At 59.0% G+C, this 17,979-nt stretch carries 20 protein-coding genes; 11 read left to right on the plus strand and 9 right to left on the minus strand.

Annotated elements, in window-relative coordinates; all coding sequences use genetic code 11:
• Positions 1-138: 138 nt before the first annotated feature.
• Both WD429_RS00070 and WD429_RS00075 read left to right on the plus strand, forming a co-directional pair.
• Positions 139-870 carry a spermidine synthase gene (locus WD429_RS00070; protein ID WP_368420120.1) on the plus strand — a complete coding sequence of 244 codons (732 nt, stop codon included), beginning with the start codon at positions 139-141 and terminating at the stop codon, positions 868-870.
• A gap of 14 nt (positions 871-884) precedes the next feature.
• Positions 885-1,787: an NAD-dependent protein deacetylase gene (locus tag WD429_RS00075; RefSeq protein ID WP_368420121.1), complete on the plus strand. Its 903-nt coding sequence runs from the start codon at positions 885-887 to the stop codon at positions 1,785-1,787.
• A gap of 12 nt (positions 1,788-1,799) precedes the next feature.
• Here WD429_RS00075 and WD429_RS00080 read toward each other — a convergent pair whose 3' ends face one another.
• The 3 genes from WD429_RS00080 to WD429_RS00090 form a co-directional block, all read right to left on the minus strand.
• Positions 1,800-2,627, minus strand: coding sequence for a metal-dependent hydrolase (locus WD429_RS00080; protein ID WP_368420122.1), 828 nt, complete (start codon positions 2,625-2,627; stop codon positions 1,800-1,802).
• A 164-nt stretch (positions 2,628-2,791) separates the two neighbouring features.
• A complete protein-coding gene (locus WD429_RS00085; RefSeq protein WP_368420123.1) occupies positions 2,792-4,204 on the minus strand; it encodes a sodium-dependent transporter in 1,413 nt (470 codons plus the stop codon).
• A gap of 90 nt (positions 4,205-4,294) precedes the next feature.
• Complete coding sequence (locus WD429_RS00090; protein WP_368420124.1) at positions 4,295-5,395, minus strand: Glu/Leu/Phe/Val dehydrogenase; 1,101 nt, start codon at positions 5,393-5,395, stop codon at positions 4,295-4,297.
• A 288-nt stretch (positions 5,396-5,683) separates the two neighbouring features.
• Between WD429_RS00090 and WD429_RS00095 the strand changes: the two genes are divergently transcribed.
• From WD429_RS00095 to WD429_RS00105, 3 genes are all read left to right on the plus strand, one after another.
• A complete protein-coding gene (locus WD429_RS00095) occupies positions 5,684-6,226 on the plus strand; it encodes a hypothetical protein (protein WP_368420125.1) in 543 nt (180 codons plus the stop codon).
• A 69-nt stretch (positions 6,227-6,295) separates the two neighbouring features.
• On the plus strand, positions 6,296-7,006 hold the full coding sequence (locus WD429_RS00100; RefSeq protein ID WP_368420126.1) for an AzlC family ABC transporter permease: 711 nt from the start codon (positions 6,296-6,298) through the stop codon (positions 7,004-7,006).
• Positions 7,003-7,314, plus strand: coding sequence for an AzlD family protein (locus tag WD429_RS00105; RefSeq protein WP_368420127.1), 312 nt, complete (start codon positions 7,003-7,005; stop codon positions 7,312-7,314). The genes WD429_RS00100 and WD429_RS00105 overlap by 4 nt, the downstream gene beginning before the upstream one ends.
• A gap of 61 nt (positions 7,315-7,375) precedes the next feature.
• Here WD429_RS00105 and WD429_RS00110 read toward each other — a convergent pair whose 3' ends face one another.
• The 4 genes from WD429_RS00110 to WD429_RS00125 form a co-directional block, all read right to left on the minus strand.
• Positions 7,376-8,146 carry a DUF3750 domain-containing protein gene (locus WD429_RS00110; protein WP_368420128.1) on the minus strand — a complete coding sequence of 257 codons (771 nt, stop codon included), beginning with the start codon at positions 8,144-8,146 and terminating at the stop codon, positions 7,376-7,378.
• 50 nt (positions 8,147-8,196) lie between these two features.
• Positions 8,197-8,862: a hypothetical protein gene (locus WD429_RS00115; RefSeq protein ID WP_368420129.1), complete on the minus strand. Its 666-nt coding sequence runs from the start codon at positions 8,860-8,862 to the stop codon at positions 8,197-8,199.
• A gap of 87 nt (positions 8,863-8,949) precedes the next feature.
• Positions 8,950-10,116 carry a GNAT family N-acetyltransferase gene (locus WD429_RS00120; protein ID WP_368420130.1) on the minus strand — a complete coding sequence of 389 codons (1,167 nt, stop codon included), beginning with the start codon at positions 10,114-10,116 and terminating at the stop codon, positions 8,950-8,952.
• A 100-nt stretch (positions 10,117-10,216) separates the two neighbouring features.
• Complete coding sequence (locus WD429_RS00125) at positions 10,217-10,588, minus strand: hypothetical protein (protein ID WP_368420131.1); 372 nt, start codon at positions 10,586-10,588, stop codon at positions 10,217-10,219.
• Between the two features lie 202 nt (positions 10,589-10,790).
• On the opposite strand from WD429_RS00125, the gene WD429_RS00130 reads away from it, so the two are divergent.
• The 6 genes from WD429_RS00130 (at position 10,791) to WD429_RS00155 (ending at position 15,769) form a co-directional block, all read left to right on the plus strand.
• Positions 10,791-11,477, plus strand: coding sequence for a response regulator transcription factor (locus WD429_RS00130; RefSeq protein ID WP_368420132.1), 687 nt, complete (start codon positions 10,791-10,793; stop codon positions 11,475-11,477).
• On the plus strand, positions 11,474-12,796 hold the full coding sequence (locus tag WD429_RS00135; protein WP_368420133.1) for a sensor histidine kinase: 1,323 nt from the start codon (positions 11,474-11,476) through the stop codon (positions 12,794-12,796). The genes WD429_RS00130 and WD429_RS00135 overlap by 4 nt, the downstream gene beginning before the upstream one ends.
• Positions 12,797-12,821: 25 nt before the next feature.
• Entirely contained in the window at positions 12,822-13,427 is a 606-nt protein-coding gene (locus WD429_RS00140) for a YigZ family protein (protein WP_368420134.1), read from the plus strand.
• A 71-nt stretch (positions 13,428-13,498) separates the two neighbouring features.
• Positions 13,499-14,035, plus strand: a complete 537-nt coding sequence (locus WD429_RS00145; RefSeq protein WP_368420135.1) for a DUF4136 domain-containing protein — start codon at positions 13,499-13,501, stop codon at positions 14,033-14,035.
• 34 nt (positions 14,036-14,069) lie between these two features.
• A complete protein-coding gene (locus tag WD429_RS00150) occupies positions 14,070-14,426 on the plus strand; it encodes a translation initiation factor Sui1 (RefSeq protein ID WP_368420136.1) in 357 nt (118 codons plus the stop codon).
• A gap of 68 nt (positions 14,427-14,494) precedes the next feature.
• Positions 14,495-15,769 (plus strand): D-amino acid dehydrogenase, encoded by a 1,275-nt coding sequence (locus WD429_RS00155; protein WP_368420137.1) that lies wholly within the window; start codon positions 14,495-14,497, stop codon positions 15,767-15,769.
• Positions 15,770-15,826: 57 nt separating this feature from the next.
• Here WD429_RS00155 and WD429_RS00160 read toward each other — a convergent pair whose 3' ends face one another.
• Together WD429_RS00160 and WD429_RS00165 are read right to left on the minus strand one after the other, a co-directional pair.
• The gene (locus tag WD429_RS00160) at positions 15,827-17,470 is read right to left on the minus strand and encodes a fatty acid--CoA ligase (RefSeq protein WP_368420138.1); all 1,644 of its coding nucleotides are present in this window, start codon (positions 17,468-17,470) and stop codon (positions 15,827-15,829) included.
• A 174-nt stretch (positions 17,471-17,644) separates the two neighbouring features.
• A complete protein-coding gene (locus tag WD429_RS00165) occupies positions 17,645-17,926 on the minus strand; it encodes a pyrimidine/purine nucleoside phosphorylase (protein ID WP_368420139.1) in 282 nt (93 codons plus the stop codon).
• Positions 17,927-17,979 lie beyond the last annotated feature (53 nt).

Raw genomic sequence — 17,979 nt, forward strand, 5'->3', positions numbered from 1 at the left:
AGCGTCACATGGATGTGCCGAAGGAGCGTGTTTTGGACGGCCCTGCCCACCGGCGACCGCACGGACTAAAAGACCAGGGCGGCAAGCGCCAGAGCACATTGGTTCCCGCAAACTGGACCAAATAACAGAGCCAACTTCATGGGACTTCTTTTCGAACAAATAGACAGCCAACCCTCAGTGATCGGCGAGATCACTCTGCGCCGACGCCGCATTCCGGCCATCGGCGACCGGGACATTTTCGAGGTCAAGCTGGGCGAGGAATTCCTCATGTCCAGCATGTTCGTGGACGCTGAAGTTGCGCTCTCCGACATCGGGTTGGGTGAAACCGAAGGCGACAACCTCAGTGTTGTGGTCGGCGGCCTCGGCCTTGGCTACACCGCCGTTGCAGCACTGAAGCACGCGCGTGTCGCCGAACTGCTCGTAGTGGAATACCTCGAACCCGTGATCGGCTGGCACCAGCAAGAACTCGTGCCCCTGGGCAAAGACCTCAATGCCGATACCCGCAACCGCTATATCCACGGCAGCTTCTTTGACCTCGCCATCGCCGGGCCTGAAACCGGCGGTTTTGACCCTGACACGCCCGCAAAACAATTTGATGCCATACTCCTGGACATCGACCACTCGCCCAGGGCCCTGCTGCACAACTCCAGTGCCAGCTTCTACACCGCCGGTAACCTCTCGCTGATGGCCCGGCAACTCAAGCCCCGGGGCGTGTTTGCCATGTGGTCCAACGAGGGCGAAGATGAAGAGTTCATGGCCATATTGCGCGAGGTATTCGTCGACGTTGCCTGTCACGTCGTAAGCTTCTACAACCCGTTTCAGAACAGGGAATCGTTCAACACCGTATACGTGGCCCGCAAGCCGGGCTGAACCCCGGAGTGTGTATGACTGTCACTACCCATCGAAGCCGACCTTTCAGCTCCAGCCAGCGCCTGCCCGATACCGATCAGCCGCCGGTGCTGCACGAACCGGACGAGGCTGGAAGGTTACTGGTGGATTTTATCCACCAGTATCCCAGGCTAACGATTCTCACCGGTGCCGGGGTCAGTACCGATTCGGGCATTCCGGATTACCGCGACGGCGACGGTGCCTGGAAGCGCCGGCAGCCGGTTCAGCATAAAGCGTTCATGGAAGACTTCCACACCCGCCAGCGCTACTGGGGGCGCAGCCTGATTGGCTGGCCTGTGATGCGTAACGCCGCACCCAATCCTTCCCACCACTCTATCTCGGAGCTGGAACTGCTCAACCACAGCAGCCTGGTGGTGACCCAGAATGTTGATCGGCTGCACCAGCGCGCCGGCACACGGGCGGTCACCGACCTCCATGGCCGAGCGGACGAAGTGGTGTGCATGAGCTGCGGCTACCGCTGTCCCAGGGATGATGTGCATGAGCGGTGTGCCGATCTGAATCCGGCCTTCCGGCACTACCGGGCAGACACAGCGCCAGACGGTGACGCGGATCTTGAGGTGGACTTCTCGGAATTCCGCCCGGCGGATTGCCCGCAGTGCGAAGGTATCCTGAAACCGGATGTGGTGTTTTTCGGGGATTTTGTGCCTAAAGACCGGGTGGTCTCCGCGCTGGATACACTCAAGACCAGCGATGGCCTGCTGGTGATTGGCTCATCGCTGATGGTGTATTCCGGCTTCCGGTTCTGTCGTTACGCCAAGGAATGGAACAAGCCGATTGCGACGCTCAATCTGGGCCGTACCCGCGCAGACGAGTTAGTGGCTCTGAAGCTGAACGCCCGCATCGGCGAGACGCTTAAGGCCTCGCTTGAGCGGTTATAGCGAGCCGCGTAATCAGGCGAAACCAAGCTGCTTGCGCCACTTGCGCAGCAGAAATTCGGTATCGTGCTGCCAAGGGTGAAAGCTGGGTTTGAAGTAGTCCAGATACTCCGGAACGATGGCCGTGAACATGCCCCTCGGCCCCCAGACCCGGTTCAGGCCTTTGCCCCAGGAACGCAGGTTCAGCAGTTGTTTGTCTTCGCGCATTAATTCCACGATGAAAGAATGGATCGCTACCATGATCAGGGCGGTGATCAATGCCATAGTGCCCATGCGGATGGCGTAATCCATCACGCCTTTGTCGTAAAGTTCTTGATAAGTGTCAAAGGCTACGGCCTTGTGCTCATTCTCCTCCACGCAATGCCAGGCCCAGAGCGTGCGCATGGACGGATCGATCGCGTTGATCAGATCTTCGCGTTTGAGCAGTTGCGCCGACAGTATCCCGGTGAAATGCTCAAGAGCGACCGTGGCGGCCAGATGTACCCGCTTGTTGTTCAGCAGTGGCAGGTTCTTTACCGACAGGAATCCCCGGGTCCACCCTTCCAGTTTTTTGATATCAAACCCCTGGTTGATCGCGCCGTCGTTGAAGTGGCCATGCTCTTTGGCGTGCATGGCTTCCTGGCCGATAAACGCCCCGATGTCTTTCTGCAGCTGGGGGTTGTTGATCTGCTCACGCACTGCGCGCACGCTGTCCACGAAAAAGCGCTCACCATCTGGAAACAGGGCGGAAAGGGCGTTGAACAGGTGGGTCATGAACGGGTCACTGTCCACCCAGTGCCTTGGAACTTCCTCAAAACCAAAGTCCTGACGACGCACGGGAAACGAAGCGGTTACTGCTGACATGGTGTGGCCTCTCTGATTTATTGTCCTACAAGCTCAACGATACGGGGTAAACCCGCCGTTCGTCCGGTTAGAACGGGACAGAATGCGGTCAGAGCCGGAAAGCGGGGGAGAATAGCGAGCCCGGAGGGGGAAAGAGGCGGCGGTGCCGCCGCCTCTTTGAGGGGTTACACCAGGTTGTAGATAAACACCACGGCCACGGCGACCGGGGTAACGAAGCGCACGGTTACGAACCACAGCTTGAACATGCCCGGTGACAGCGACAGCTCCTCCTCCATGGCCTGGCGGGACATCACCCAGCCTGCGAACAGGGCGACCAGCAAACCGCCCAGTGGCAGCAGGATGTTGGCGGTGAAGAAGTCCAGAAGATCGAAGATGGTTTTACCTTCCAGCATGGGCACAAAGCCAAGGGGCGCAAAGTCAGCCCACAGGTTCAGCGACAGGATTGAGGCAATGCCCAGTGCCCAGCAGACGATGCCTGCGGCCAGGGTGCTGGCGGTCCGGTTCATGCCTTTCTGTTCTTCCAGCCACTCCACAATGGGCTCCAGTAGAGAAATGCCGGAGGTCCAGGCGGCAAAAATCAGCAGCACAAAGAACAGGGTACCAAACAGCGAGCCCATAGGCATCTGGCCGAAGGCCAGTGGCAGGGTCTGGAAAATCAGACCGGGACCGGCACCCGGCTCGAGGCCGTTGGCGAACACGATGGGGAAAATAGCCAGACCGGCGAGCAGGGCCACGCCCGTATCGATCACCGAGACGGTAATGGACGTCTTGGCGATGGAGATGTTCTTGGGCAGGTAGGAGCCGTACGCCATCATGACGGCCATGCCCAGGCTCAGGGTGAAGAATGCGTGCCCCAGGGCCACCAGGACACCGGAGGTCGTCAGTTTGGAAAAGTCGGGCTGGAACAGGAACGCAGCGGCCTGACCAAAGTGGCCGGTAGTCATGGCATAACCCACAACGACCAGAAGCAACAGGAACAGCGCGGGCATGAGGATGCTGACGGCCTTCTCGAGCCCGGAGCGAACCCCGCGGGCAACCACGAATATGACCAGGGCCATAAACAGCGTGTGCCAGGCCAGCAGAGTGGTCGGGTTGCTAAGTAGCCCGGAAAATATGGCACCGATGGCATCGGCGGATTGACCGGCAAGCTGCCCGCTGGCGGTGGTGCCGACGTAGGATATAGCCCAGCCGCCGATCACCGAATAGAACGAGAGAATCAGGAAGCCTGCCAGAACGCCTATCGCCCCCACCAGTTTCCAGGCGGGCTTCAGACCGTCACGCCTGGCAATCGAGCGCAGGCTGTTCACCGGGCTGTGGCCTCCGCGCCGGCCAATCATGACTTCCGCCATCATGATGGGAATACCGACTATGGCGATGCAGAGCAGGTACACCAAAACAAAGGCACCGCCCCCGTTTTCACCGGTGACGTAGGGGAATTTCCAGATGTTGCCCAGACCCACGGCAGAGCCGGTGGCGGCAAGGATGAAGGCAAGGCGTGTTGACCAGAGCCCACGCTTGGCGTTGGAGCCCTCAAGCGCCTCCGGGTGGGAGGAGGAATCGGATGAAGCGGCAGACATGATGATCTCCTGTGCTACTTGTTGTTGTCAGGGAATGAAAAGGGGGGCTGCAGTTGCCTGCGGCCCCAAGACGGATGCACCGGTGTCAGGTCACCCGGTGCAAACCACCCGCTCGGGTGCCTGGCCGGCACCTGCGGTATGCTTTTGGAACCGTTCTTCCGCCAGTTCGTTGGCAATCTCGCCGGTCGGACGGCCCGAGCGGTCGGAACGGTTGAAGATTTCGGTCAGGGTGTCGCCAATGGTGTCCACGTGGGCACGCACGGTGTCCGGGGTGGCACCGGTGCGTTCGTAGAACACGTCGATGATGCCGCCAGCGTTGATCGCGAAATCCGGTGCGTAGAGGATGCCCCGGTCTTGCAGCATGGCGTCGTGTTCGGGACGTTCCAGCAGGTTGTTGGCGGCACCGGCCACAATGGCGGCGCGCAGCTGTGGAATGCTGTCATCGTTGAGTACTGCGCCCATGGCGCAGGGGGCGACGACGTCCACGGGCAGAAAAAGAATGTCTTCAGCGGCGGCCGGCCTGGCACCGAGCTGGTCCACCGCTCGCTGCATGTTGTCCTCGTGGATGTCGTACACCCACAGTTCGGCCCCGGCTTCCGTGAGGTGTTTGGCCAGTCGGAAGCCGACGTTGCCGATGCCCTGGATAGCGACTTTCAGACCTTTGAGGTTGTCCCGCCCCAGCGTGTGTTTCACCGCTGCCTTCAGACCAATAAACGTACCGTAAGCGGTCGCGGGAGAGGGGTCGCCGTTGCTGGGTTTGCCGTCAAACCCGGTGCGCGTGGCGATGCCGGCCACGTGTTTTGTGTGGCGGCCCATGACTTTCAGGTCGCGCACGCTGGTGCCGGAATCTTCAGCCGCGATGTACTGGCCGCCCAGGCTTTCCAAATGGCGGCCCATGGCTTCCATCAGGGCTTCGGTTTTGTCGGCGCGTGGGTCACCAATGATGACCGACTTGCCGCCGCCAAGATCCAGATTGGCCAGCGCGGATTTGTAGGTCATGCCCCGGGACAGCCTTAGCACATCGCGCAGGGCTTCTTCGTCCGTGGCGTAGGGGAACATCCGGCAACCGCCGAGGGCCGGGCCCCGTGAGGTGTTGTGGATGGCAACAATAGCTTTCAGGCCGGTTTCCGGGTCACAGAAAAAGGATAGGTGTTCGTGGTTATCGAACTCGGGATGGCTGAATACGTTCATGGCGTTTTGCCTCGCTTCGAGAGCAACGACTGCCCTTTTGGGGCCGGCGGCTCGATTTTATGTGTCCTGGTTTCCCGACGGGGAGCGCCCTTTTGAGGCCGGACGAAAATAAACTAGCGGCAATTGACGTTAACGTCAACGGTAAAATGGCAGCCTTTAGACGCAAGTGCCATATCCCGAATCTGTTTATCGTAAAACGGTTTCAGGAATCATCGGGTCAAGTGCCTTGGGTGTTTTATAATCAGTTCATGGTTTCAGGCTCAGGCACCCTGAGGGGGAGGAGGCGTCATGAAACGGCTTATGTATCTGGTAGATACCATCGACAGTGTGGAAAGTATTTCCGAGGACCTTCACGAGCGGGGTATCAGTGACTGGCGGTTTCATATTGTCAGCAAGGATGAAAGTGGGCTGTACACACACCGGCTGCACTCGGCCAGCGTTCTGGACCGAACCGACATGCCAAGGTTTGTGGAGCGTGGAATGATCATCGGTGCGGTCTTCAGTTTATTTTTTGTGATGCCGCTCGCGGTCTGGGGCACCCTTGGCTGGCCGGTGTCCGCGTTTATTGCCATGGGTGCGTTTGCCATTATTGCCGGGGGTTGGCTCGGCGGGTTTGGTGGTATTGGCACTGAAAACTACCGCATCCGGAAGTTCCACGGTGATATCGAGGCTGGACGCCATCTGGTCATGGTCGATGTGCCCAAGGCGGATGTGGCACAGATGAAAGAGCTTATGGCCCTGAACCACCCGGAAGCGGAGCTGCAGGGCGAGAGCAGCAGCTTGAATAACCCGTTGGCGGCGGCTGACGGTCGGGTTCATCTGGTCCATTAGTCGTAGTTTTCAGTGTTGCTTCGGGAACTACCTATACGCCATCAGAGGAAACTGCAATAGTTTCCTCTGATGTCTGTCGCTTCCTATTCTTATCAGCTCCAGCCGGCCAAGGTGCGCCTTGAGTTTGTTCGGCTGCTTCCCATCTCGTTGTTTGTGGTGGCGTTTGGTGCTGCCTTCGGTTTGGCCTCTATCCAGCAAGGCCTGGAGCCGCTTCAGGCCGTGCTGATGAGTGCGACGGTGTTTGCCGGGGCCTCCCAGTTTGCTGCCGTGGATATGTGGGGGGCCGAAGTGTCGGTGCTACCCATGATTGCGGTGGTGTTTGCCATTAATTCCCGCCATCTCCTGATGGGGGCGTCCCTGTATCCCATGCTAAAGGATTTACCGCCTCGTCAGCGGTATGGCGTACTGCTGTTGCTGACCGACGCCAATTGGGCCGTTTCCGCCCAGGAATATCAGAGTGGCCGGCGCAACCTAGAGGTGATCCTGGGTGGTGGGCTGGTGCTGTGGCTGGCCTGGATTATCGGTACGCTGATGGGTGTCTATTTTGGACGCTTGCTTCAGGACCCGCAAAGTCTCGGGCTGGATATGGTACTCGGGTGCTTCCTGCTGGCGATGGCTCTGGGTGGCAACAAATCTACGCGGATACTCGTGGCCTGGGCGGTGGCTGCCGGGGCGTCGCTGGCGGCCTACTGGTATTTGCCGCCGCACACCCATGTGGTGGTCGGAGCGCTCGCCGGTGGTGTGGTTGGGTTGTTCTGGCTTGAGAAGAAAGCGCTATGACCATTGAAACTAACACCTCCGGCATCCTGCTGATCATTCTGATCATGACCCTGGTCACACTGGCTACCCGCTATGGCGGCGTGGTTGCCATGTCGTTCGTGCGTATCAGCCCGCGCATAGAGAGCTTCATCAACACCATGGCCAGTTCCGTGCTGATTGCCATTGTGGTGCCCATGGCTTTCGATGGTGACGCCGGCGCGCGCGCTGCCTTGGGTGTCACAGCCGTGGCCATGCTGGTGCTACGCAAGCCGCTTCCATCGATTACCGCCGGGATAGCGGCCGCGGCGGCTGTGCGGTATTTCTTCTGAGTTGATCAAAATTCGTGCGGGCGTGCCGATGATCCGAGCGATGAGGCGGTAGGCCGTGTTGTTACTCCGAAGCTGACGGCATCGGATTCGTATTCCGCAAAGCCAGTTCGCCAATGCCCGGTAATTTAACGCCCAGGCCCAGTGGATTAATGCCCAGGGAGAGGCCCAGTATATTCAACTCCAGCCCCTCGCGAACGCCCACCAGTAATCCGAAATAGCCGCCCAGAGAGACCTGATAGCCGCTGCCCCCGGGAACTGCAGCCGCTAACTGATCGCCAAGGTAGTCTTTGCCGATGGCGTGGTTGGGCAGGGCCACATCCAGCCCTTCGGTTTCGCGTATCACCCAGGCCACAAAGGTGTTGCTGTTGGGCCCCGGCCAGGCCTCGTATTGGGTCGGGTAGGGGTAAGTCTCAACCGCGTCGTAGATGCCGGGAATCAGCCTTTCCGCCTCTTCACCGCGAAGGTCAGCGTAAAGCTGCGGCTCGGCCCCGTACCAGCGGCGGTCGGGGTCGCCAGGTCGGGAGCTGACGACGTATTGCCGCCAACCGGTGACTTGGTGAACGTAATACTCATCCGCGCCTTTCTCCTTGGTGCTGATCCAGGTATGTACCGCGAAATAACCCCGCCAGCTCCAGGCCCGTGCGCCATAGACCTGAATGACGGCTTCTTCGGTGCTTTGTGGGCTTGGGGCAATACCGGCGCTGTCGCGGGAGGCGGTTTGCCAGCTTTCTGCGCTGTGCGGGGAGCCGCTGGTGGCCAGCAACAGTGGCCCGGCCAGGAGAAGAAAAAGGCCGACGAAAAACCAGGCGGTCAGTTTTAGCATTCGTGTCATTTCGCGTGTCCGGGTTCAGGGTAATGCTGATAGTACGGCTATTCGGGGTATCAGTTCTTTCGGAGCGTTCGCCCGCGAATGGTGTTGACGAGTTGGTTGATCATTTCTCTTGCCTCGCTATCGTACAGTAAGTGGAATTTCTCCCGCTGGATGTTCCGGTCGTGAGTGGGGTTGGAAGCGGCTGGGTCTTTTAACAGGTCCATGTACTGGCAGGCAGCCAGGTGGGCCTTGATCTCGGTATCGATCACTTTGGTGACCAGCGCCTCCACCTCTTCGTGACAGAACGGGCGGTTGCGGTTCAGCGCCGTGCGGGCTTCGAGCGCGGCATTGCGGGCTTCAAGCCGGAGGTCACCGGCCCCATCGCCGGATTCAACCGCACGCAGGAATATGCCAAGTCGATCATGAAGCAGCCAGACCTGGGGCCAGATCACGTCATAGGCCGCTTTCTCGGCCGCAAACTGATCGGCTTCAGCCGCAGCGCCTCCGCTGGCGAGTAAAGGCGGAGCAGGACCGTTGAAGTGATTGATGCGAAGTTCGTCCATGTCGCGCCATAGGGTTTCTGTGCGATGCCTGAGCTGGTCGTCCCGGTGTGTCTGGGTGCGCCGGCTGTTGACGACAAACACGAGCGCTACCAGCGCCACGACAACAGCGATGACAGATAACGCAACGGCGATTCCGTTGTTGTTCATGAGGCTGAGCAGCTGATCCGTATCCATGGTGTGTTGCCCCGGTGCGATGCTGAAATGGGGTTTCCTCTATTGTTCGGAACCCCAGGGTCAGCTTATTACAGGATGGCTTAAATATTAACCGGTTTTCTGCTGTCGATAGGGTAGGGCAAGCCGGGCATCATCGACATACTGTCGAACGTGGTCGGCCTCCTCCACTGTAAACTGTTTGATAGCGCCCCGGAATCCGGGATGGTGGATGCCATGCCATGAGTGGGTGGTAACCGGCTCAAACCCGCGGATAAGTTTATGTTCGCCTTGGGCACCCGCATCAAAAACGGCAAGACCGAGCTCAATGGCCAACTCTATGCCCTGGTAATAGCAGGTTTCGAAGTGCAGAAACTCGTATTCCTCTAAACATCCCCAGTAACGGCCGTACAGAGTGTGCTCCCCGGTCAGGAAAAGCGCACCGGCGATCATCGTCCCGTTTCTGGTCGCCATGATCAGGTGAACCTGATCCGGCAGGGCAAGCCAGAGTTTGCGGAAAAAATCTTCATTCAGGTAAGGCCGCTGGCCACGCTTCAGGTAAGTGGCCGTATAGAATTGATAGAACGTGCGCAGAACCTCGTCAGGTGTGTCGGACCCGGAAAACCGCTGGAAAGAGACGCCGGACTCGACCACCTGCCGCCTTTCCTTGCGGATGGTTTTGCGTTTCCGGGACGTGAGTTCGGCCAGGAAGTCGTCGAACGATTGGAAATCACGGTTGTGCCAGTGAAACTGGCAGCCAATTCGGTGAAGGCTGCCTGGCTGGTCCAGAAGGCGCTGATCACTGGCGTCGGGGAACAGTAGGTGCCAGGAATGCGCGCCGGCCGCTTCGCTGGCACTGTCCAGTAAGTGGTGTAGCTGAGAGGGTGACACTGCGTTGCGCAAGCGATCGTTCAGCAGTAACCGTGGCCCCAGGCATGGCGTGAACGGTGCGGCCAGTAACAGTTTGGGATAGTAGGGTTCACCGTAACGGTGGTAAGCGTCGGCCCAGGCCCAGTCAAACACGTATTCGCCCATGGAATGAGACTTGAGAAAGGCCGGGGCGACACCAGCCAGCTCGCCGTCGAGCCAGAATGTCAGGTGCGCGGGTGCCCAGCCGGTGTCTGCCGCTGTGCACCCGCTGTCTTCCAGTGCTTGCAGAAACGCATGGCTGACAAACGGATAGCGATCAGGGCAGAGCGCATCCCAGTCGGCCCGAGGGATGTCGTGTATCGATGTGCACAGGCGGATGTGCGGAAATGAAAAACCGGGTTCGGCCATGGTCGGGCATACTCCTTGAAGTCACCCGATACCATACGCCAGAACCCGGCTAGTGATCACTGTTAACCTGAATTGTGTTCTCAGGCGGCAGCTTGCTGACTTATTGGTCAGCGCAGCGCTCTTTCATTTTTTCCTGCCACTTTTCCATCTTTTGGGCCCGCTTCTCCGTGTGCTCTTCGTGGATGTCGTCCCAGGTTGCCCGCTGCTCCTCATTCAGTTCGAGGCGGTCGGCTATGGTTTGGTGGCGCTGCTCCATTTTGGCCCGGCGTTCCTCCATTCGGGCTTCCCGTTTTTCCGGGCTGAATTTACCTGTGCCTTCGCGCATCTGCTCACACATGTCGGATTTGTGATGCTTGCCGTGATGACCCTCGTGTTTGTCACCATGGTTGCCGGCCGCAGCGAACGGGCTTGCCAGCATGGTGGCGGACAGCACGGCACTGGCCATCAACAGGGAAAATCGACGTTTGACCATAAAAGTTACCTCTCTCGTGTTTGGTTAAGAAGCCGCAGGGCGACTTCGTGGTGTTGAGATTTCGTCGTGTCGAGAATCATAGTAACCAACAATCCCGTTAGCTGGTGTCAGTGTGGTGTAAAGGTTGTGCAAAGGAAAAACCGGGTAAAAAGACACCAACGGCCAACGTGTTAGACTGACATTCGCTAACGGGAGGACGTCCATGCAGAACAGGGTATTACTGGTTGAAGACGATGACGAACTGCGGCAGTTACTGGCCCGCTATCTGACCAATCAGGGTTTCAGCGTGCGCGAGGCAGCCAACGGCAACGACGGGTTGTCACTGGCTCGGGGTCAGAACTGCGACATCGTAGTGCTGGATATCATGCTGCCGGACATCAGTGGCCTGGACGTGCTGAGATCCCTGCGGGCGGAAACCCACCTGCCGGTGGTTCTGTTAACCGCTCGCGGCGATGAGACGGACCGCATTGTCGGCTTTGAAGTCGGCGCGGATGACTACATCCCCAAACCCTGTAATCCAAGGGAGCTGGTGGCGCGGCTGCAGGCGCTGTTGCGCCGGATCGCCTGGGACCAGGCGGTGGATGTGGACGCCTCCAGAACCTATGGCGACCTTCGTGTTGAGCCCGCCCATCGCCGCATCTATCAGGATGACCTGCCACTGGAGCTGACCGCCACCGAATACGAAGTATTGCAGGTTCTGCTGGCCCATGCCGGCAGCGTGGTTCGCAAGACCGATCTTATGCAGTGGGCGTTAGGCCGCCGGCTGGAAGCCTATGACCGCACCCTCGATATGCACATCAGCAATCTGCGCAGAAAACTGGGTAATGACGATCCCCCTCGCATCGAAACCGTGCGTGGCCTGGGATACAGCTATCGGGTGCCAGTATGAAGCGGCGCTTTAATGTCCCCTTGTTCTGGCGGATTTTCCTGTCGATCTGGCTGGCGATGGCGGTCACCATGCTGATCAGCAACTTGGCCACCCGGGCGCTGATGGATCGCGAGCGGGCCTCCATTGAACGTCAGGTCGGCCTCAGGGAGCTGGCACTGGAAGCTCTGGCCGTCCGTGAAGCGGAGGGCCGTGGCGCGGCCTGGCGCTTCCTGCGAGGGCAGGGAGAGCACCGCGAGCTGCACCTGATCCTGGTAGAGAACGATAAGCACGATGGCCGCTTGCCATCGTCCATCCGCGAACGACTGCAGTCCGGGTGGTACCGGCAGCGGCCGGCGGTGATTGATGTAGCTGAAGGGTACCGGCTGGTGGCCTGGCCACGAATAGACGGCGATGGCTGGCTGGACCCCCGATTTTTCCGGGTGCTGGAAATGGCCCTGGCGTTTGTGCTGATCACCCTGGCGTGCTGGTGGATTGCCCGGCTGGTCTCTCGCCCGCTGAAGCATATGGAAACCACGGCGCGGGAGATTGCCAGCGGCAATACCCAACTGCGGGTGAGTGACAGTATCGCCGGCCGCCGTGACGAAGTGGGTCAGCTGGCGGCAGCGTTTAACGCCATGACCGAACAGTTGTGCAGTTTGCTGGACCGACAGAAGCACTTGCTGCGTGACATTTCCCACGATCTCCGGACGCCACTGACCCGGCAGCGAATTGCCATCGAACTGGCCAGTGAAAGCAGCATAGATGAGGAACTGATGGCCAGCATCCTCCGGCAGAACGAACGGCTGGAAGCGATGACGTCGCAGATTCTTACGCTGTACCGGGTGTCGGAAGAGGGGCGCGATATCCCCCGCGAGGCGATTCAGCCAGTGGCCATTATCAACAATGTATTGCAGGACGCCGCCGACTACGCGGAGCATCGGGGCGTGGATTGCCAGCTGGTGATCAATCCGGATTGTCCAGGGGTCTCGGTACTGGGCGATCAGGGGTTGCTGCAACGAGCGTTTGATAACATCGTTCAGAACGCGCTGGATCACACCAGGCCCAGGCATGCGGTTCGAATTCGGATGAACAAGCAGGACGGCTCGCTGATCATCGCCGTTGAAGACGACGGGCCTGGCGTTCCACCGGAGATGCTGCCACACCTGTTTGAGCCATTTTACCGGGGCGACAAGTCTCGTGGTGGCAAAGGCTGGGGCCTCGGGCTGGCAATTGCTCGTGACATCGTGGCAACTCATGACGGTGAGATCCGGGCTGACATTGGTGATTCAGGCGGGCTTCGGGTAACGGTTAATCTGCCGGTTTTTACAGACATCGGCTGACACGCGGAAACGAGCGAATGAGCAAATGAGCAAGGATTACCCCGTGCCCGCCGGCTACCTTGAGCGGGAAACGGAGATTAAGAAAAGCCGGTTTATCGCCCGGGTTGCGCCCGTCAGCAGTCGTGACGAGGTAAAAGCCTGGCTTGATCACGCCCACCGGGATCACCCGGATGCGCGCCATATCTGCTGGGCGTATCAGATCGGTCGGCCCGGCTCCGCCGCCGAGGCCGCGATGAACGATGACGGGGAACCCTCGGGCACTGCGGGTAAGCCGATTCTCGGCGTCATCCAGCATAAAGACATGGGCGATGTGCTGGTTATGGTGGTTCGTTACTTCGGGGGCACCAAACTGGGGGCCGGAGGCCTGGTCAGGGCCTACGCCGGCGCAGCAGAAAGTGTGTTGTCAGCGGTGGACCGGATGGTCCAGCCATCGATGGACACTGCAGTGGTAATCATGGAGTTTGCCGATGAACAGCCGCTACGGCATTGGTGTGACACCCACGGGGCGATTGTGGATTCGGTGGATTATCGCGCCAGGGTAACAGCGCGGGTGCGGGTACCCTCGGGTTGCAATGGCGAATTCAGTGCCTTCTGCGAGGCCAGGCAACTGGGTTACCGTTTTGAAAGGTAAGGGCTCGTTGCTACATCCCTGGCCGTTCACTGTGCGTATACTTCAGTAAAGAGATCAAGACGAGGTGCAAGATGACGATTCGCATGGTTTTGGCATCCCTGGCGATGCTCCTGCTGGCCGGTTGTGCCAGCAATGTGGTGACGGATTACGATTCCGGCACGGTGTTTGGCAACTATTCAACCTGGGCGTTTGCCAACAACCAGGGCGGTGGCGAGTCTTTCCAGTCACTGGACGGCAGTCGCATTCGTTCGGCCGTTGAGCGCGAGCTGAACCGCAAAGCCATGGATAAGGTGAAGGCCGACGAAGCGGATCTGTTGGTCACCTGGGAAGTTGTAGAGAAAGAGCGGCTCGAGCGCTCCGGGTTCGGTTTCGGCCTGGGTCTGGGGCGCGGAAACTTCGGCTGGGGACTGTCAACGGCTCCGCCCGTTCGTGAGGTGCAGGAAGGCAAACTGGTGGTGGAACTGGTGGATTCCGGCAGTGAGCGTGTGGTCTGGCGCGCGGTGAGTAAGCGCTATCTGAATGAGGACCAGTCGCCGGAATACCGCCGGAAGTTGATCGACGAGGTGGTCGGAGAGATGTTTACCAAGTACCCTCCGGGACTGGACTAGCAGCCAGGTATTATCTTTCGGAAACGGAGAGAGCATGAAATCAAAATCCGCTGGCGGCCTGGTGTTTTCCACCGAACAAGGCCGCATGTGCCCGGATTGCCGCAATCCTGTGGCTGACTGCAACTGTAGTCAGCCGTCCCTTCCAGCCGGTGATGGTGTTGTCCGCGTCAGCCGGGAGACCAAAGGCCGAAAGGGCAAGGGCGTTACTCTCGTCACCGGTATTCCCATGAATGAAAAAGAGCTCAAGGCGTTTGCCAAGGTCCTCAAGGCCAAATGTGGCACGGGCGGCACCGTTAAAGAGGGCATTGTTGAAATTCAGGGGGATCAGCGGGAGATTCTCGTGCCCATGTTGCAGGCCCGGGGCTGGACGGTGAAGCGCGCCGGTGGCTGAGGTAGAGCACGCAGGCCCGGATTGAGGCGTTACACCGGGCGAGTATTCCGAACACCCCAAGCAGGGCAATGAGTACCGGAGGAGTCAGAATGCACGTAATGGTGCTGGGTGCAGGTGTTGTTGGCGTAACGACCGCCTGGTTTTTGCGCAAGCAGGGTCATGAAGTCACGGTGGTGGACCGCCAGAGCAAAGCGGGGCTTGAGACTAGCTACGCCAACGGGGGGCAGATTTCGGTATCCCACGCGGAGCCCTGGGCGAATCCCTCGGCCCCGCTGAAGGTGTTGAAGTGGCTGAGTCAGGCGGATGCCCCCCTGCTGTTTCGCCCGCGCCTTGATCCGGCCCAGTGGCGCTGGGGGATCGCCTTCCTGATGCAATGCACTTCCGCGAAGGCCGCTCACAACATTCGCCAGATGGTCAACCTGGGTACCTACAGCCGAAGCCAGTTGCAAGCCGTTCGACAGGAGGCCGATCTCCAGTATGACCAGCTGGAGCGAGGTATCCTGCACTTCTACACCAGCGACAAGGAATTTGATGCTGCGCTTGAGCCCGCCCGGCAGATGCGGGATCTCGGCTGTGACCGCCAGATTATCGATGCGAACCGTGCGGTTGAACTGGAGCCGGCGCTGGCCCCCGCGCGCGACCGCATCGCCGGTGCAACTTACACCTCCGAGGACGAATCCGGGGATGCCCGGAAATTCACGCAGGGCTTGGCCAAAAAAGCAGAGGAAGCGGGTGTAAACTTTGTGTATGGCGCGGACATTCTCGGCTTTGATCGGGCTGGCGACCGAATTTTGGGCGTCCAGATCCTGAGGGACGGCCGCTACGAAATGCTTCGGGCTGACGCTTATGTTCTGAGCCTGGGCAGTTTCAGTGCAATACTGGCCCGTCAGTTGGGATTGTCCCTGAACATCTACCCCGCCAAGGGCTATTCCATCACTGTGCCGGTCAAGCACGAAGAAGCAGCGTTTAATGTGAGCCTGACCGATGACGAATACAAGTTGGTGTACTCCCGCCTCGGTGACCGGATTCGGGTCGCCGGAACCGCTGAACTGAGTGGATACAGCCGCAACCTTGACTACACCCGCTGTCGCGCTATTGTCCGCCGCACTGCAGAGCTGATGCCAGAAGCCGCCCATTGGGACCAGGCCGAATTCTGGGCCGGTTTGCGGCCGGCAACCCCATCCAACGTGCCCTATATTGGCAAAAGCCGCTTTGGCAATCTGTATCTGAACACCGGCCACGGTACGCTGGGATGGACGCATTCCTGCGGTTCCGCAGCGGCGATTGCCGATATTATCGATGGGCGCAAGCCGGATGTGGATTTCACTTTCTCCGGTCTCTGACCAAGAAAGGCCCCGGCTCATGAGAACCGGGGCCTTTTGGGTTACCGCAATCCGGTCTTACTGCAATTGATCACGAATCAGCTTCTTGTTGATTTTGCCGACACTGGTCTTGGGGATATCCTCAACGAAGTCAATCTGCGCCGGGATCGCCCACTTGTTGATTTCACCGGCGTCCACGAACTGCTTCAGGTGGTTCTGAATGTCCTCGAGGGTTGCCTGTTCACCCGGCTTGAGGGTGACCAGTGCGTGCGGGCGTTCGCCCCATTTTTCGTCAGGCACACCCACCACCGCGGCACCGGCCACGGACGGATGCTGGCTGATCAGGTTTTCCAGATCCAGTGACGACAGCCATTCGCCCCCGGTTTTGATCACATCCTTGATGCGGTCCTTGATCACCAGCGTGTTGTCCGGCTCCATGCTGGCAACGTCGCCGGTGTGCAGCCAGCCGCCCTGCCACAGCTCTTCGCCTTTTTCCGGTTCTTTGAAGTAGCTCTGCGTCAGCCAGGGTGCGCGGGCCACGACTTCGCCCTTGGCTTCGCCGTCATGGGCCACCGGTTGACCGGAGGGATCAATAATTTCCAGATCGGCCATGGGCACGGCAATGCCGGTTTTGACCCGTTTGGCGGTCTGTTGCTCCAGCGGCAGTTCCAGGTCTTCGGGTTTGAGATGGGTGACGCTGAGCAGCGGGCAGGTTTCTGACATGCCATAGCCGGTGTACATGCGGATGCCGAGTTTCGCGCCGGCATCACACAGGCCCTTGGTCAGAGCGCTACCGCCAATCAGTACGTGCCAGTTGCTGAGGTCCGCGGTCTTGATGGACTCGGTGCCCATCATCATCTGCATGATGGTGGGTACGCAGTGGGAGAACGACACCTTGTGTTCCTTGAGCAGGTCCACCAGCATTTCCGGTTCATAACGGCCAGGGTAAACTTGCTTGATGCCCATCATGGTTGCGGCGTAGGGCACGCCCCAGGCGTGTACGTGGAACATGGGGGTCACCGGCATGTACACGCTTGTTGACCGCAGCAGAGGCATTTCATCGTAGGCCGACAACGAACCGGTCATCGCCAGGGTGTGCAATACCAGTTGCCGGTGGCTGAAGAAAACCCCTTTCGGGTTGCCGGTAGTGCCGGTGGTGTAAAACGTGGTGGCGATGCTGTTCTCATCGAAATCGGGAAAGTCGAATTGCGTCCCGGCTTTGGCCAGCAGGGCTTCGTATTCGCCAGCGGTGTCGAGATTGGTGGATGCGGCCGCCTTTTCGTCGGTGAGCTGGATGTAGCGCTTGACCGTTTTAATCTCGCTCTTCACCCCTTCGAGGATCGGCAGGAAGTCATCGTGTACCAGCACCACATCGTCTTCGGCATGGTTCATGGTGTACAGGATCTGGTCTGGCGAAAGGCGCACGTTGATGGTGTGCAGCACCGCTCCGATCATCGGGATGGCGAAAAAGCACTCCAGATAGCGTGGTGTGTCCCAGTCCATGACCGCAACGGTGTCGCCGGGCTTAACGCCGGCGTCGGTCAGGGCATTGGCAAGGCGGTGAATACGTTCCACCAGGCCGGTGTAGGTGTACTTACTGCGGTTGGCGTACACAATTTCCTGGTCCGGGGAATACCTGGGGCCAGACAGTAACAGTTGTTTGATCAGCAGCGGATACTGGTGGGCGTTGTCCGCCGGGGGAAGAATGCGGGTCTGCGTCATGGCTCGATACCTCTTTCTCAGTTGTTGACGTTATACGAGAAACCGGTCTGAATCTGACATACTTTGTTGAAAACGGAAACCTCGATTTCCGAAAAAACACAGAGCAAATCAGGTGTTACGAATGTTCTTTTTCGCTCTGCGATTCTCGGGGCTGGCTAGTGGCGGCGGGTGACGTTACTCGTAGGTGCAGAGGTACGCGGTATCGATATCGGTCTTTGCTTTGAAACTGGCTTGTCCGGCGACATCGAAGCTTTCACCGGCCCCGTAGGTCATCCACTCTTCCACGCCTGGCAGAAGCACGGTCAACGCACCACTGACTACCGTCATGGTTTCTTTTTTGCTGGTGCCGAACTCGTATTCGCCCGGGCTGATAACACCGACAGTGGCCGGCAGGGTCGAAGTCTGGAACGAGATGGATTTTGCCTTGCCGTCAAAGTATTCGTTTACGTTCAGCATGATTTTGGTCTCCTGTGCTCGGGCGCGCACTATACGTGATTAGAGGTGCGGTC

This window comes from Marinobacter sp. (genome assembly GCF_040904845.1).
Classification (GTDB): domain Bacteria; phylum Pseudomonadota; class Gammaproteobacteria; order Pseudomonadales; family Oleiphilaceae; genus Marinobacter.